At 33.2% G+C, this 14,279-nt stretch carries 19 protein-coding genes and 2 tRNA genes; 5 read left to right on the forward strand and 16 right to left on the reverse strand.

The annotated features are described in order from the left end of the window. Positions 1-61: 61 nt before the first annotated feature. Positions 62-964 carry an EamA family transporter gene (locus FS85_RS0114510; protein WP_010137105.1) on the forward strand — a complete coding sequence of 301 codons (903 nt, stop codon included), beginning with the start codon at positions 62-64 and terminating at the stop codon, positions 962-964. A 129-nt stretch (positions 965-1,093) separates the two neighbouring features. Continuing rightward, positions 1,094-2,268, forward strand: a protein-coding gene (locus FS85_RS0114520) for an IS3 family transposase (RefSeq protein WP_139062232.1) whose coding sequence is annotated in 2 segments (ribosomal slippage) — positions 1,094-1,337 and positions 1,337-2,268 — 1,176 coding nt in all. Because the reading frame shifts where the segments join, the coding sequence is not laid out codon by codon here. A 59-nt stretch (positions 2,269-2,327) separates the two neighbouring features. Here FS85_RS0114520 and FS85_RS0114525 read toward each other — a convergent pair. The 4 genes from FS85_RS0114525 to FS85_RS16775 form a co-directional block, all read right to left on the reverse strand. After that, on the reverse strand, positions 2,328-2,690 hold the full coding sequence (locus tag FS85_RS0114525; protein WP_010137109.1) for a cysteine peptidase family C39 domain-containing protein: 363 nt from the start codon (positions 2,688-2,690) through the stop codon (positions 2,328-2,330). Beyond that, a complete protein-coding gene (locus tag FS85_RS0114530; protein WP_010137110.1) occupies positions 2,674-2,907 on the reverse strand; it encodes a hypothetical protein in 234 nt (77 codons plus the stop codon). Before FS85_RS0114530 ends, FS85_RS0114525 begins: the two co-directional genes overlap by 17 nt. Before the next feature lie 4 nt (positions 2,908-2,911). Then, a complete protein-coding gene (locus FS85_RS16290) occupies positions 2,912-3,703 on the reverse strand; it encodes a CPBP family intramembrane glutamic endopeptidase (RefSeq protein ID WP_160162402.1) in 792 nt (263 codons plus the stop codon). A gap of 148 nt (positions 3,704-3,851) precedes the next feature. Beyond that, positions 3,852-4,013 carry a hypothetical protein gene (locus FS85_RS16775; protein ID WP_160162403.1) on the reverse strand — a complete coding sequence of 54 codons (162 nt, stop codon included), beginning with the start codon at positions 4,011-4,013 and terminating at the stop codon, positions 3,852-3,854. Between the two features lie 325 nt (positions 4,014-4,338). Here FS85_RS16775 and FS85_RS0114545 point away from each other — a divergent pair, with 325 nt between their 5' ends. Next, on the forward strand, positions 4,339-5,244 hold the full coding sequence (locus FS85_RS0114545) for a DMT family transporter (protein ID WP_010137112.1): 906 nt from the start codon (positions 4,339-4,341) through the stop codon (positions 5,242-5,244). A gap of 183 nt (positions 5,245-5,427) precedes the next feature. Here the strand turns inward: FS85_RS0114545 and FS85_RS16295 are convergent, their stop codons facing one another. The 11 genes from FS85_RS16295 to cyoE all read right to left on the reverse strand — a co-directional run bounded on the left by FS85_RS16295 (position 5,428) and on the right by cyoE (position 13,136). After that, positions 5,428-5,826, reverse strand: a complete 399-nt coding sequence (locus FS85_RS16295; RefSeq protein WP_010137113.1) for an EamA family transporter — start codon at positions 5,824-5,826, stop codon at positions 5,428-5,430. Positions 5,827-5,836: 10 nt separating this feature from the next. Further along, positions 5,837-7,186: a magnesium transporter gene (gene mgtE / locus FS85_RS0114555; RefSeq protein WP_010137114.1), complete on the reverse strand. Its 1,350-nt coding sequence runs from the start codon at positions 7,184-7,186 to the stop codon at positions 5,837-5,839. Next, on the reverse strand, positions 7,167-7,952 hold the full coding sequence (gene rsmA / locus FS85_RS0114560) for a 16S rRNA (adenine(1518)-N(6)/adenine(1519)-N(6))-dimethyltransferase RsmA (RefSeq protein ID WP_010137116.1): 786 nt from the start codon (positions 7,950-7,952) through the stop codon (positions 7,167-7,169). The genes mgtE and rsmA overlap by 20 nt, the downstream gene beginning before the upstream one ends. Before the next feature lie 52 nt (positions 7,953-8,004). Next, positions 8,005-8,223 (reverse strand): hypothetical protein, encoded by a 219-nt coding sequence (locus FS85_RS0114565; RefSeq protein WP_010137118.1) that lies wholly within the window; start codon positions 8,221-8,223, stop codon positions 8,005-8,007. A 35-nt stretch (positions 8,224-8,258) separates the two neighbouring features. Beyond that, positions 8,259-8,774 (reverse strand): DUF420 domain-containing protein, encoded by a 516-nt coding sequence (locus FS85_RS0114570; RefSeq protein WP_010137120.1) that lies wholly within the window; start codon positions 8,772-8,774, stop codon positions 8,259-8,261. Between the two features lie 13 nt (positions 8,775-8,787). Beyond that, the gene (locus tag FS85_RS0114575; protein WP_010137121.1) at positions 8,788-9,483 is read right to left on the reverse strand and encodes an SCO family protein; all 696 of its coding nucleotides are present in this window, start codon (positions 9,481-9,483) and stop codon (positions 8,788-8,790) included. After that, the gene (locus tag FS85_RS0114580) at positions 9,473-10,162 is read right to left on the reverse strand and encodes a hypothetical protein (protein ID WP_010137122.1); all 690 of its coding nucleotides are present in this window, start codon (positions 10,160-10,162) and stop codon (positions 9,473-9,475) included. The genes FS85_RS0114575 and FS85_RS0114580 overlap by 11 nt, the downstream gene beginning before the upstream one ends. 68 nt (positions 10,163-10,230) lie before the next feature. Next, positions 10,231-10,575 (reverse strand): cytochrome C oxidase subunit IV family protein, encoded by a 345-nt coding sequence (locus FS85_RS0114585; RefSeq protein WP_010137123.1) that lies wholly within the window; start codon positions 10,573-10,575, stop codon positions 10,231-10,233. A gap of 35 nt (positions 10,576-10,610) precedes the next feature. Further along, entirely contained in the window at positions 10,611-11,585 is a 975-nt protein-coding gene (locus FS85_RS0114590) for a cytochrome c oxidase subunit 3 (protein ID WP_010137124.1), read from the reverse strand. Positions 11,586-11,646: 61 nt separating this feature from the next. Next, the gene (locus FS85_RS0114595) at positions 11,647-12,234 is read right to left on the reverse strand and encodes a cytochrome c oxidase subunit 3 (protein WP_010137125.1); all 588 of its coding nucleotides are present in this window, start codon (positions 12,232-12,234) and stop codon (positions 11,647-11,649) included. A 2-nt stretch (positions 12,235-12,236) separates the two neighbouring features. Then, positions 12,237-13,136, reverse strand: coding sequence for a heme o synthase (cyoE, locus tag FS85_RS0114600; protein ID WP_050809662.1), 900 nt, complete (start codon positions 13,134-13,136; stop codon positions 12,237-12,239). Between the two features lie 247 nt (positions 13,137-13,383). Here cyoE and FS85_RS0114605 point away from each other — a divergent pair. Next, positions 13,384-13,469 (forward strand) — tRNA-Leu (locus FS85_RS0114605). Positions 13,470-13,502: 33 nt separating this feature from the next. Continuing rightward, a tRNA-Leu gene (locus FS85_RS0114610) sits at positions 13,503-13,588 on the forward strand. Between the two features lie 37 nt (positions 13,589-13,625). Here FS85_RS0114610 and FS85_RS0114615 read toward each other — a convergent pair. Beyond that, positions 13,626-14,279, reverse strand: a complete 654-nt coding sequence (locus FS85_RS0114615) for a 3-oxoacid CoA-transferase subunit B (protein WP_010137127.1) — start codon at positions 14,277-14,279, stop codon at positions 13,626-13,628.

A 14,279-nucleotide genomic window follows, 5' to 3' on the forward strand; every position in this document is an offset into this window, starting at 1 on the left:
TTAACCAAAGAACAACATAAAAACTACTTTTTTTTAAATTCTATAGGCCTACATTTATTCTATGTGGGTATATTATGGATTATTTGCTGCTTTTTTTCTCAGTTTGTACAACTTGTGCAAAAAATGGAGTGTTAGAAACAACGCTGTTTTGCCTGTGTTGATTGTTGCCAATGGAATTAGTGCTTTGTTGTTATTGCCTGTTTATTTCCTGCCTAGATTTTCTCCTGATACATTAGCGAATACCACTTTCTTTATTCTAGAATTAGAATTAATGGATCACGTGTGGATTGCACTAAAAGCGTTGTTAATGACTTGCTCTTGGATTTTGGCCTATTCCGCATTAAAGCATTTGCCCATTTCTATAGTCAGTCCCATTAGGGCCTCTAGCCCCTTTTTTACTTTACTAGGTGCTATATTTTTGTTTGGTGAGAATCCAATTCCTTTGCAGTGGGTAGGTTTTATACTCATTATTCTTTCCATTGTAGCTTATTCCTATATTGGAAGAAAAGAAGGAATCAGCTTTAAAACCAATAGATGGTTCTTTGCGGTAGTTTTAGCCATGTTTTTTGGAGCATGTAGTGGCTTATATGATAAGTTTTTGTTGCAAATGAGAGATTACTCAGCACTCACATTACTATGGTGTTTTTTTGTGTACATCACAATTTTTATGTCTATTTCTTTCTTGTTTATAAAACGATTTACCAATTTATCCAAAGCCAAGTTCCAATGGAGATGGTCCATTTTTGGAATTGCCTCTTTATTACTTTTTGCAGACTACTTTTATTTTACCGGATTAAGAGATCCTGAAGCTTTGGTCATGTTGATGTCTGCAGTAAAAAGGAGTCAATTATTATTTACCATTGTGATTGGTGGTATCTTGTTTAAAGAACGAAATTTAGGACTAAAACTATTGCCGTTGTTTGGGGTGTTGATTGGTGTTTTTTTGATTTTGTTTAGTTATTAAGTTGAAAATCAACTTTGGAATAAATGAGACTCAACTTCATTAAACTCATCTTTTTTAAATTGTTTTATTGGAATGTCTAGTTTAGTTGGTAGTTTTTTTTAAAGAGAATAATCCTTAAATTAACTTATTATGACCAGACCGAAGTACGACAAAGAATTCAAGCAAACGATTGTAGATTTACTTTCGCTAGAGACCCCTAAATCTATTGATGAGATTTGCAAAGAGTATAACTTGAAAAAGCCTACAGTATATAGATGGCTCAAAGAGTTTAAAAGTGAAACAGGAGCTTTTAAAGACGAAGCTACTCTAGCTTATGAAAAAGAGATTAGACAACTTAAAAAGCAATTAAAAGATGCCCAAATGGAGAGAGATATCTTAAAAAAGGCCGTAAGCATCTTCTCCGTGAGCGACAAGTAAAGTATAAGTTTATAGAACAAAACTCTACAACTTATATGGTTGAGAAGATGTGTAAGTGTATGAAAGTAAGTGTCAACTCCTATTATACATGGTTAAGAACTAAGGATATACCCAAGGCTACATCACAGACTGTTTTTTACAAAAAGCATATCCAACAAATTTGGGAATCGAGTAAACAAGTCTATGGTTCTGTTCGTATTCAAAAACAATTAGAAAGAGAAGGTATTATTTTACACCGTTCTTATGTGGCTTATTTAATGCGAGAATTAAATATTAAAAGCGTTCATCCTAAGAAGTTTAGAGTGGTTACCACTGACTCTAATCACCAGTTACCTATAGCTGAAAATGTGCTAAATAGAGATTTCAAAAGTCTTGAATTAGGTGAAAAATGGGTTTCTGACATTACATATATCCTAGTGAGAGGTAAGTGGCATTACTTAACTACTATTCTAGACTTAGCCGATAGAAAAATTATTGCATGGACTTTAAGTGAAGATATGACCACAGAAAACACTGTTTACAAAACATGGTTAAAAGCTATACAGATTAGACAAGTAACGATCAATCATATTTTTCATTCAGATAGAGGTGTACAATATGCTTCAACTAAAATCAAAGGCTTATTCTTAACCAATTTAAAGATGACTCAATCTATGAGTAGAAAAGGGAATTGTTGGGATAATGCTGTAGCTGAATCGTTCTTTAAAACAATCAAATATGAATGTACCAACAGATACACGTTTAAAAGTATCATACAAGCTCACAAAATTATCGATGAGTATATCAAATGGTATAATTATGAAAGATTACACTCTAGTTTAGACTACTTAACTCCTGCTGAAATGGAACTTAAAATCAGAACAAATAATAACATAATTGTCGCTTAAAAATTTATACCAAATTTACTAGGAACTCCATTTTTCTATGTATATTGAAGTTGAGAGTCCTAGGATAGTAAATACCAGGCTCCTATAAAATCTTGTGTTAGGATACTTCTATGTGGAAAAAGTAAATCTTTAAATCTTTTAGCAATACTTGTTTTTTCATTTTTAGCTTCAAAACTTTCAGATGGTTCTAATAAAACATAAACATTGGACCAGATATCTAAAAAATCTTTATAACTATATTTCATAAGTTCCCCTGGACCTGGATCCATTATTTCAATATAATCTTTGGTTACTTTGTAAATAACTACAAAATGATGTAGAGGTCTTTGTTTGTCTCCCATAATAACATGTGCAATAGCAGGAAGAGGAACTAAACTAAGAGAATTCTCCCCTCCTTTAACACCTTTAGCGTTGAAAACCACTAGTTAAACCATTGTTGATCTCTGATTTTACAATCGGCAAACGTTCATTTTTCTTATATTTAATTTCTTTGGACTGAATTTTTTCATCGATTAATAATTCTTTTAGGTCTAAATTATTTTCTAAACCATATGAAATGCATTTTTCTAAACTCCATTTTTGTTGTGAGAAAAAAATAGAAGAGTTTAGAAAAGCAACAATAAAACAGAACTTTTTCATGATCTTATGTAGTCTTAAGTTTTTTATTGATCCAATAAAGGATAGAAATCAATAGAAATATTGAAGTAAAGTAGACCATGAAGCTATTAGAAATACTAGTCAGAAATTTACTGAGACTACGTCCATCTGAGTATGTAAAGAGAAGAAATCCAATAAAATTATTTGTAAAATGAATTACAATACCAGGGATAATAGAATCTGTTCTAAAGTAAATCCACGCAATTAATATTCCAATGAATATTCCTCCTATCATCTGCCATGGATTTAAATGAGCAGTTCCAAATATAATTGCAGACCAAATAATTGACTTCCAAGGAGAGTAGTTTTTAAGAAAACCTTCGAAAATAATGCTTCTAAAAAGTACTTCTTCCAATATAGGTGCCGCTATTACAACTGTTAAAAATGAGAAAATATCAGGGCGAATTAGATCCTCAAAAATCTTTGCGAATTCCTCAGGCATAGGGATTAATTCTGATAAGGGCTCAATTAAAATCCCTAAACAAAGAGTAATTATCACAAGTAGGAAATAAAAATACAAAGGAATAGGTTCTTTTTTTATTAGGATGTTTTGTCCTCTTTTATTTATTTTCCTTTTAGCAATCCAAATTGTCCACAAAAAAGTAATTAGGTAAGATAATAACACTCCAATTGAAATAAATTCAGGATTTGTTTTTATAAAATCTGGAAATAAAGAAACTAGTATGATTGGAATACTCGCAGGTATTGATACTAAGCATAATATTAGTATTAATATAAAAGATTGATTGATGTTTGGATAAAATAGATTTTTTTTCAAAATGATAAGATTTATTGGTAATACTATCGGATTCCTTCCGTTTAGATGTTTTGCATAGCAAAAGCCCATAGAGTGTCAAACATTGAACAGTTTGAATCTCTTGACTAATAAGTCAATTAATAAGTTGTTTTATATTTTTGCTTAGTGCTTAAGCTCTTAAAGCAAGCGAAGAATAGCCACCATAAATAGTGATGATTTCATTTTTTTTGAGAGCTTTGATAGAAACACGTACTTCTAAGTCGAAATCATCAGTATAGTAATAAGTAAATGATTTTTTATCATAGTTGATGGGAGCATCAATTTCTTTCATATAGTTCAAAAGATCAAAAGAGTCCTCTTGCTAATATTTAATTTTGAAGCAAACTCTTAAAGGAGTTCCTGTGCTTTCTTGTTTTATAGAAATATTGATTCTGTTGAGTAACTCAATTCTTTTTAAATTAATCATATTTTAGTGCAATTTTTAATCTAAGATAGAAATACTTCAACTATCAAAAAGTGTTTTTTGACAGTTAAAGAAGTGTTATTACATCCTCACACTTTAGTTTTTAATAAAGTTTTATATGAATAAACACAACAAAGAAAAACGACCTTACCTCTAAAATGATTTGTACTTTTGCAGCCCAAACCAACAAATTATGTGGATTTATTTAGGATTGCTTGCTGCTTTATTTTTAAGCTTTAATGCCTTGTGTAGAAAAATGAGTGTTAGTGGAAATGCTGTTTTCCCTGTACTTTTGGTTTCTAACGCTACTAGTTTGTTGCTTTTATTCCCATTTTTTTTAGGATCTCTTTTTTGGATGGATGAGCTTAAAGCACTAGGTCTGTACATCCCTTCTATAAAAGCAGAAGACCATATGTATATTGGGATTAAGGCCTTGCTAATGACTGTATCTTGGACACTTAACTTTTACGCGCTAAAATACTTACCCATTACCATTGTTACGCCCATACGAGGTTCGGGGCCATTTTTCACCTTTTTAGGAGCCATATGTATTTATAATGAAAGCCCTGTACTGTTGCAGTGGATTGGTTTTTTTCTGATTGTAATCTCCATGATTTTTTATTCAAGACTTGGCAAAAAAGAAGGCATCAATTTTAAAAAGAATAAATGGATTTTGGCCATTGTAGGAGCCACCTTTTTTGGATCGTGTAGTGGTTTGTACGATAAGTTTTTGTTTCAATACAAAACCTACGAGGTGCTTACAGTACAATGGTGGTTCTTTTTTTATGTTACCCTATTTATGTTTTTATTGGTTTGGTTTTTCTATCGCCCCAACAAAGAAAAAATGGGTGCTTTTAAATTCCATTGGTCCATTCCTGCTAGTGGTGTGCTTATTTTTTTAGCCGATTATTTTTATTTCAAAGCATTAAGTCAACCCGAAGCTTTGGTGATGATTTTATCTGCCGTTAAAAGAAGTCAAATTTTATTTACAGTGATTATTGGCGGAATTCTATTTAAGGAACGCAACAAAAAAATGAAACTCATTCCCTTACTAGGTGTACTAATTGGTGTCTTTTTAATTTTGTTTAGTGCTGATTAATTTTTGCTTACTAAGCAAAAAAACTAAAAACAAAACGGATAAGATAAAACCCCAGAACAAGTACTACAACAAAACCCAGCAAGTAAACGCCTGTTTTTTTGATACTATTTGAGTTGATTTCATCGCTTTTGTTATCAAAAAATAAAAAAACTCCTTTTTAAAAAGTGTTTTTTGTCAGTTTTGCTAAAGTGTTACTAAAATTACAGACACAATACCTAAAAGAATTCCTATCACCTTTATGGGTGTTAGCTGTTCCCCTAAAAAAACACCCCCCAAACCAATGGTGATTAACAAAGCTAAATTACGTATTGGTACCACAGTACTTAACTTTCCGTGTTTCATAGCTAAGAAAAAACAAACTTGAGCCAATCCTCCTAAAAAACCACCCAAAGCGATGAATTTAAAATGTTTGGCATCATATTTTGTTTTTTCTACCAGTGATAGCACCCCTAATACCAGCATGTGGCTTAGAATAAAAATAGTAGCTCCCAAACCTGTTGAAAAAAAAGGAGTTCCTTGTTTGTAAAAAAACACAGCTACCCCAAAAAATAACATCGCTAATAGCGCATAAACTACAGACATATACTTGCTATTAAATAGGTAAAATCATCTTAGCTATTAGGAAATATATAAAAATCCCAAAAATATCATTACTGGTTGTAATAAAAGGGCCGGTGGCCAACGCTGGGTCTATTCCTTTTTTGTGTAATATAATAGGTACAAAGGTTCCTATCAATGCTGCAATAATGATAACAATAATAAGTGATATGGCAATGGTTACCGCAGTAAGTATTTCAAAATCTTGTACAAAACCATACACCATCACCAAACAGCCCAATACCGTTCCGTTGATTAAACTCAAACCAATTTCTTTAAACAAACGATCCCATAAACTACCCTTAATATTGTCGTTCGCTAAACCTTGCACTATAATTGCAGAAGATTGAACCCCTACATTCCCCGCCATGGCTGCAATTAGTGGAGTAAAGAAAAATAAAATAGGGAATTTGCTTAGCGTTTCTTCAAAACTTCCCATGATAGCCGCTGCACCTAAGCCACCAAACAAGCCCAAAATTAACCATGGTAAACGTGCCTTGGTAAGCTCTAGTACAGAGTCACTAGCCTCTACATCATCGGTAATACCTGCTGCTATTTGGTAATCTCTTTCTGCTTCGTCTTTGATGAAATCTACAATATCATCAATGGTAATTTGTCCTACCAATCTATTCATTTCATCAACTACAGCTACTACCACCAAATCATACTTTTGCATAATTTTGGCTACATCTTCTGCTTTGTCATGTACCTTTACCGATGTAATTGATGGTGAATATACATCGTTTACCAAGCTTTTGGTAGAGGTTGTTAACAGGCTTTTAAGAGACAACCGTCCTTTTAACACATCGTTGTCATCTACAACATAAATGGTATAAACACGTTCTATATCTTCTGCTTGCAAACGCATTTCTTTTATGCTACGCATGTTGGTCCAAAAGTTACGGACTTTAACCAGCTCTTTTCCCATCAACCCCCCTGCAGTATCTTCGTCATAACGCAAAAGGTCTACAATGTCTTTGGCGTGCTCTACATCTTCAATTTTAGAGATGACTTCCTCTTTTTGTGCTTCGGAAAGTTCCGACAAAACATCGGCAGCATCGTCAGATTCTAGCTCGTTTAATTCTTGTGCAATTTCTTCAGAAGAAAGTCCCTTAAAGATATCAATACGTACATCTTCGTCTAGCTCAGCAATCGCATCTGATGTTTTATCTGAATCTAATATTTTTACAATCTCAACGGCCAGTTCTTGTTCAGCCTCTTCAAAAAACTCAGCCAAATCGGCATAGTGCACCTCTTCAAATGTTTCTTTGATTTCGGTTTCTTTGTTTTGAGCTACGAGTTCGGAAATGTGGTTGACAAACTCTTTATTGATTTGAAATTCCATCTTGTTCGATTAAAGCTGTTAGTTCTATAAACCCGTCCACAGATATTTGTTCGGGACGCATTCCAAAGATAGCTTTTGTTCTTAGATCATCGGACAAGTTTAGACTTTTTAAACTATTTCTTAACGTTTTTCTACGTTGACCGAAAGCTGTTTTTACTACGTGTTTAAACAAACGGTCTGGTACTGAAAGAGATAATGATTCTTTACGTTTCATAATCATTACACCAGAATCTACTTTTGGTGGTGGGTTGAATACGGTTGGTGGCACTGTAAATAAATATTCAGTATCATAATAAGCTTGTGTTATTACCGATATAATTCCATAGGTTTTGCTGCCAGGTGCCGCACAGATACGCTGAGCTACTTCTTTTTGAAACATCCCTCCAAATTCTGGAATAAAACCTCTGTTTTCTATGGTTTTAAATACAATTTGACTGGAAATATTGTAAGGAAAGTTTCCTACAATGGCAAATTGCTCTTCTTTAAAAATTGAATTTAAATCTATTTTTAAAAAATCTGCTCCATAAATTCTAGGTGCCAAATGTAAGTAGTGTGCTTGTAGATATTCTACAGATTCCGTATCTATCTCAATAACGTGCGTGGTATATTCTTTTTGCAGCAAATATTTGGTCATTACTCCCATACCAGGACCAATTTCTAACACGTGATTATATCCTTTTTCTGATAAAATAGCAGCAATATCCTTGGCTATAGATTCGTCTGTTAAAAAATGTTGTCCTAAATGTTTCTTTGCTCTTACTGACATGGAGTAGAATTTGATGAGTAATAATTAAATAGACAATGCTACGTATAACAAACTAAACTTGCTCTTTATTTGCTTTAAAATATCGATACAAAACAAAAGCAACAATAGCGACTAAAATGTAAGGAATAATCATAAGTGTAACAATACCATCATTCAATCCTTCGGCCAAGCCTGAATCTCCGTTTTCTACCACTGCTTTGCACATAGCACATTGAGCAAAAGACAATTGCTGAATTAAAAAAAAGCTAAAAAATAGAATACAGTGTTTCATCGGATATTTAAAATACAAAAACTAAAAAATTATTTTTAATAGTAAGGCTGTATCATTACATACACAACAACTCCGGTAACAGCTACATACAGCCACAACGGAAAAGCTATTTTAGCAATCTTACGGTGTTTTTCTACCTCTCTATTTATTCCTCTTACAAAAGTAATCAACACAAAAGGAATTACTGCAATAGATAAAATGATATGAGAAATTAACACAAAATAGTAAATAGGTCTAATTACTCCCTCTCCTTCAAATTCCGTTGAATCACTAGTCATGTGGTACAGTACATACATAACCAAAAACAATGCAGAACACAACATAGCTAGTTTGATAAGCCTTTCGTGCACACGTATGTTTCCTTTTTTTACAGACACGACTGCTAAAACTAGCAGAACAGCTGTAATGGCATTGATAGTAGCGTAAATAGGGGGCAAAAACACCGGGAGTTCTATTTCTAATTTTACCTTAAACAATACGGCCACAGCTACAGGAATAGCAATAGAAAGTACTGTGATTAGCTTGTTGTATTTTTTTGTAGGAGTTTCCATACTCTTTTCTGATTTATTCTTTTTCTAATAATAATTGAATGTCTTCTATCAACATTTGAACCTCTGCTTCTTCGGTTCCTTGATAAAATATTTTAGGATTTCCGTGGGTGTCTTTTCTAGATCGCAAAAATCCATTTTTATCGACCAACGCAAAAAAACCTTGATGTTCAAAGCCACCTGCTACATCGGGATTAATTCCAGCAAAGATATTCAATCCTTTGTTGGCCATTTCAAACAACTGATCCTGATCTCCTGTTAAAAAATGCCAATTAAGACTTGTAACCCCATAACGTTCTGCATATTCTTTTAACTTGATGGGCGTGTCGGTTGTTGGGTCTATCGTAAAAGAAGCAATTCCAAAATCAGTCCTGTCTCCAAAAACCTTTTCTATTTTTAACATATTCTGATTCATGATTGGACAAATAGATGGGCAACTGGTAAAGAAAAATTCAGCTACATAGACTTTGCCAGCATAATCTGCATTAGATATGGTTTGATTGTTTTGATCTGTAAACACAAAATCTGGCATTTTACGAGTTACGTTGTTTACTTCAAAATACATAAGTCCACTAGGGTTTACTTCTTCTTCTTTTTGTTGTTGTGTAACACGATCTCTAGGCTCTATATGATGTTTGTAATTTCTTACCACATAAATTCCAAAAAGGAGAATTACAAATACAATTCCTATGTATGAATATTTACTCTTCATCTTTTTTCAATCTTTCTTTTCTAGAGGTGGTAGCAACCTCTTGTTCGTAAAACACGTTTTTTGTATCGGGCAACAATTTATTTTTTAAATCATCAACAGAACCCATAAAATAAGCAAATACATCATCTCCTATTTTATCATCATCTGTTCTTCCTCTCTGCTGTATTTTTTTATCTACTATAAACGCATCATCCGAAGCAAAATTATGATCTAAAGGTGTTTTTATTTTTAACGATTGATATATCTCTTTGGTTTGTATTGAGTCTAAACAAACAAACTTCCACTTGTATAATTTAGTAACTCCTTTGTTTTTTAACCTGCTTTTAATGGTTTCAATTTCTGGATTGTCTTTGCCTACATAAAAAGAAACCATTTGAAATTTTTGATATTTAGCAATGGCTTCGAACACTACTTCGTTTAAATTAAAAATCTGAGTTGCTTTGCTATTGGGATGTTTTCCTAAAAAGTTAACAATATTGATACGATCTTTAAATACTACCTTATTTTGCGTGTATTGGCCTACTTCTACTACATTTTCAGAAAAAACTTCACAGGGCTTAAAGTTGACCTCTCCTGTAGACAAAAAAATAAAAAAAGCTAATGGACCAATAAACAACAAACTTAAAATAATTCTTTTGGTTTGTTGTGCCTTCTTATCTGAAGTAGTTGTGTGTTTCATTTTAAACTATTTGATACTAAAAAAGGTGGAAAAAATCCACCTTTTGTATGTCTTTATAAAAAAAGATATTAATATTTCCAGTTTACGTAGGGTGCTAATGTTTCGTGCAAGTAATTACCTTCAATTAACAACAGAGTTACCAAGTAAGGAATTAAGATAACCAAAGGAATAATAATAGATCCTACAAAGTTTTTACGTTCGTGATTTAAGTGCATAAAGTACCACATAATTCCCCATGCTTTTACGATGGTTAAAATAATAAACACCCAGTTTAGGATTGAAGTACCAAAAAAGTTAGAATAATGCATCCAGTGAGGCTTAATAATACCTAAGATCACCTCTATAATTGTTACAATAGATAAAAATCCGAATACTTTCCAGATTAATTTTGTGTTTGATTCGTGTTGTCCCATAATACAATCAGCTTGTTTGTTTCTTTAAAATTTGATTAAACTAAGTAGAAGAATGTAAATACAAAAACCCACACTAAATCTACAAAGTGCCAATACAATCCTACTTTTTCTACCATTTCGTAGTGTCCTCTTTTCTCGTAAGTACCTAAAAGTACGTTAATAAAGATAATGATATTTAGGACAATCCCCGAGGATACGTGAAAACCATGAAATCCTGTAATAAAGAAAAAGAAATCTGCAAACTGACTCGTACCGTATTCGTTTACCTCTAAGTTTGCTCCTCTTACTACTCTTCTAGATTCTTCTAAGTATTTTAAAGCAACATCTTTGTTTAAGATTACTTTCTTTTGTTTTGTTTCTGGATTGATTTGTTCCAAACGAATTCCAATTTCAGGAGTGTTCTTAAACCCTTCTATTACACCTGCTGTTGTATATTCGTAAGTAGTTTCTCCTTTTTCAAACCACAAACCATTTTTACGTGTGTGCTCTACTTTTGGATTGTTAGCAATCGCAAATTTTTCTAAAGCAATTTGTTTTCCGTCTTTTCCTACAAACTGCACAATTTTACCATCGTTTAATTGTACTGCACCAAATTCTCCATTGATAAAGTTTTTCCACTCCCAAGCCTGAGAACCAACGAAAACCAAACCTCCAATAATTGTTAAGAACATGTATGTAATTACTTTGTTCTTCTTCATTTGATGACCAGCATCTACGGCCAACACCATAGTAACCGAAGAAAAAATCAAAATAAAAGTCATCAATGCTACGTAGTACATTGGATAAGTACCATGTATAAAAGGAAAGTGAGTAAACACCTCATCGGCGATAGGCCATACATCAATAAATTTAAAACGAGTCAACCCGTAAGCGGCTAAGAAACCAGCAAAAGTTAAGGCATCAGAAACGATGAAGAACCACATCATCATTTTACCATAACTTGCTCCTAAAGGTCTTGTAGTTCCGCCTTCCCATACATTCGAAACTTGATCAGCAGTTGTTGCTTTCATAAGATTTATTTATAGTTGTTTTTTTCGGTTTTTATTTGAATCGCAAATTTATAAATTTACATTAAGTATTAAAATAAAAGAATAAAAATAGTGCTATCCAAAGTAAGTCTAAAAAATGCCAGAAAATTGTCCCCAACTCTAGCCCTAATGTATTTCCATCATCGTACTTTCCTAGCAACTGTTTTATCAACATTACTATTAACACCACTACGGCTACAAAAATATGCAATAAGTGTGCAAAAACGATAACCATCATCATAGATGATGAAATTAAACTTTTGGGTCCTGTAAAAAACAATCCTGATTGTCTTAGTTCATCAAACCCTTGAAATTGCGACACCACAAAGCCAATTCCCAGCCCTAAGGTAAGTAACAATAGCAAACTAGCTATGTTCTTGTTTTCTTTTTTTGCAAAATACAAAGCTGCATGTACCGTAATACTGCTAATTACAATTAACACAGTACTTGTTACTAAGGCATTGGGAAGCTGAAAGGTAACCCAATCTTCTCTGTTACTACTAATTACGTAAGCACTTACCAATCCTGCAAACATCATGGTCATACTTATCAAAGAAATCCATAACATTGGTTTGGCTGCTTTTTTTCTAGCCACTTTTAGTTCTTGATTTACGTTTATTGATGTTTCCATAATTAATGAAGAAATTTATCGATGATGTATATAATTTGAATCACAGTGATATAAAACACACTTGCTAACATTAACTTACGAGCTGTGTCTTTGCTTAAGTCTTTGTACAATTGAACTCCATAATATAAAATGGTAGCTCCACATAAAAAAATAACAACAGCCGTAATTGGATAAATATAAAAAGTTCCTGTTTTGTGAAATACGGGAATAATAGAAGCAAAAATTAACATGACTGTATAAATTAGAATTTGCACAACCGCTTTTCGATCTCTTTTTCCCATAGGCAACAAGTTATATCCTGCTTTTAGATACTCGTCGTGCCCTAGCCAGCCGATAGCCCAAAAATGAGGGAATTGCCAAAAAAACTGAATCATAAACAATACTCCTGCTTCTATTCCAAACTGATTGGTTGCTGCTACCCATCCTAACATAAAAGGGATAGCACCAGGAAAAGCTCCCACAAAAACAGCTAAAGGAGTAACTCCTTTTAACGGTGTATAAGCACAAGTGTATAAAAAAATAGAGATGGCCCCAAACAAGGCACTTTTTTCGTTAATATAATAGAGAATTCCCAAACCGAACACCGCAAAACTTACAGCAATAATCATGGCTGTTTGCACTGTAAACCTGCCTGTTGGCAGGGGTCTATTTTGGGTGCGTTTCATTAATTTATCAATGTCTTTTTCTATAATTTGATTAAAAGCATTAGATGCTCCTACCATCAAGTATCCTCCTATAGCCAATAAGGCAACAGTTGTGTAGTTAATAGTGTCTACTGCCAACAAATACCCAGCAATAGCCGAAAATACAACACTTAAAGACAATCCTACTTTTGTAAGCTGTTTAAAATCGCTAACAAAGGTATTTTTTGAGGGAAGAGTTGAAGTGACGGTTTTGGACATCAGCGAAAAAAATTGATTGTAAAATTTTGGCAAAGATAGAGAAAGTTTTTACTTAGAAATTGAACTTATAGATTTAATTCTCACCTCTTTTATAAGTGTGTTTATTTTAGATTGAAAAAAAACTAAAAAAATACGCTTATAAATTTTCCACAAAAGAAATATCTCTTATATTTGCACTCGCGTTTGCAAAAAACGAATTTGTTCTTTAGAAAATTAAAGCATACCAAATATTTAGTGTAAACTAAATGCTGAAGTGGTGGAATTGGTAGACACGCTGGACTTAAAATCCAGTGGGCAGAAATGCCCGTATGGGTTCAAGTCCCATCTTCAGTACAAAAGTTATTAGAATATATTTAGTTTACACACGCTGAAGTGGTGGAATTGGTAGACACGCTGGACTTAAAATCCAGTGGGCAGAAATGCCCGTATGGGTTCAAGTCCCATCTTCAGTACAAAAGCCTTATCTTTTTTAGATAAGGCTTTTTTGTTTTAAAACTCCATAACTTTACAGTTGTTTGAAATCACCAACTCTCCTTCTGTAACCCCCTTAACATAATCTATACTAACACCAGGGGCTAGTTCTTGCAACACAAACTGATGTTTTTCTATTGTTAACATCGCCAAATTGGTTACTATTTTGGTAACACAATTTACGCCTGTTAAGGGCAAACGACATTGTTTTAACAATTTGGACTCTCCTGCACGATTGGTATGCATCATAGCCACAATAATATTCTCAGCACTAGCCACTAAATCCATTGCACCTCCCATGCCTTTTACCATTTTACCCGGAATTTTCCAATTGGCAATATCTCCGCTCTGAGAAACTTCCATAGCTCCCAAAACGGTTAAATTTATATGTTGCCCTCTAATCATTCCAAAACTTAATTCCGAATCAAAAAAAGAAGCACCAGGTAAAGTTGTGATGGTTTGTTTTCCTGCATTGATTAAATCTGCATCTACCTGTTCTTTGGTTGGGAAAGGCCCCATTCCCAAAACTCCATTTTCACTTTGAAACTCTACATTGATCCCTTCAGGAACATAATTGGCTACCAACGTAGGAATACCAATCCCTAAGTTTACATAAAAACCATCTTCTAACTCTTTAGAAATACGCTGTGCTATTTGTTCTTTAGTTAGCAT

Origin of the sequence: Ochrovirga pacifica, assembly GCF_000220525.1 — a bacterium.
In the GTDB taxonomy this organism is placed as follows: Bacteria; Bacteroidota; Bacteroidia; order Flavobacteriales; family Flavobacteriaceae; genus Ochrovirga; species Ochrovirga pacifica.

Excerpts from the sequence above, each read along its gene's own strand:
- FS85_RS0114510 (WP_010137105.1), top strand. The coding sequence starts at position 62 with ATGTGGGTATATTATGGATTATTTGCTGCTTTTTTTCTCAGTTTGTAC.
- FS85_RS0114530 (WP_010137110.1), bottom strand. The coding sequence starts at position 2,907 with ATGAAAAAGTTCTGTTTTATTGTTGCTTTTCTAAACTCTTCTATTTTT.
- FS85_RS16775 (WP_160162403.1), bottom strand. The coding sequence starts at position 4,013 with ATGAAAGAAATTGATGCTCCCATCAACTATGATAAAAAATCATTTACT.
- FS85_RS0114545 (WP_010137112.1), top strand. The coding sequence starts at position 4,339 with ATGTGGATTTATTTAGGATTGCTTGCTGCTTTATTTTTAAGCTTTAAT.
- FS85_RS16295 (WP_010137113.1), bottom strand. The coding sequence starts at position 5,826 with ATGTCTGTAGTTTATGCGCTATTAGCGATGTTATTTTTTGGGGTAGCT.
- mgtE (WP_010137114.1), bottom strand. The coding sequence starts at position 7,186 with ATGGAATTTCAAATCAATAAAGAGTTTGTCAACCACATTTCCGAACTC.
- rsmA (WP_010137116.1), bottom strand. The coding sequence starts at position 7,952 with ATGTCAGTAAGAGCAAAGAAACATTTAGGACAACATTTTTTAACAGAC.
- FS85_RS0114565 (WP_010137118.1), bottom strand. The coding sequence starts at position 8,223 with ATGAAACACTGTATTCTATTTTTTAGCTTTTTTTTAATTCAGCAATTG.
- FS85_RS0114570 (WP_010137120.1), bottom strand. The coding sequence starts at position 8,774 with ATGGAAACTCCTACAAAAAAATACAACAAGCTAATCACAGTACTTTCT.
- FS85_RS0114575 (WP_010137121.1), bottom strand. The coding sequence starts at position 9,483 with ATGAAGAGTAAATATTCATACATAGGAATTGTATTTGTAATTCTCCTT.
- FS85_RS0114580 (WP_010137122.1), bottom strand. The coding sequence starts at position 10,162 with ATGAAACACACAACTACTTCAGATAAGAAGGCACAACAAACCAAAAGA.
- FS85_RS0114585 (WP_010137123.1), bottom strand. The coding sequence starts at position 10,575 with ATGGGACAACACGAATCAAACACAAAATTAATCTGGAAAGTATTCGGA.
- FS85_RS0114590 (WP_010137124.1), bottom strand. The coding sequence starts at position 11,585 with ATGAAAGCAACAACTGCTGATCAAGTTTCGAATGTATGGGAAGGCGGA.
- FS85_RS0114595 (WP_010137125.1), bottom strand. The coding sequence starts at position 12,234 with ATGGAAACATCAATAAACGTAAATCAAGAACTAAAAGTGGCTAGAAAA.
- cyoE (WP_050809662.1), bottom strand. The coding sequence starts at position 13,136 with ATGTCCAAAACCGTCACTTCAACTCTTCCCTCAAAAAATACCTTTGTT.
- FS85_RS0114615 (WP_010137127.1), bottom strand. The coding sequence starts at position 14,279 with ATGCTAACTAAAGAACAAATAGCACAGCGTATTTCTAAAGAGTTAGAA.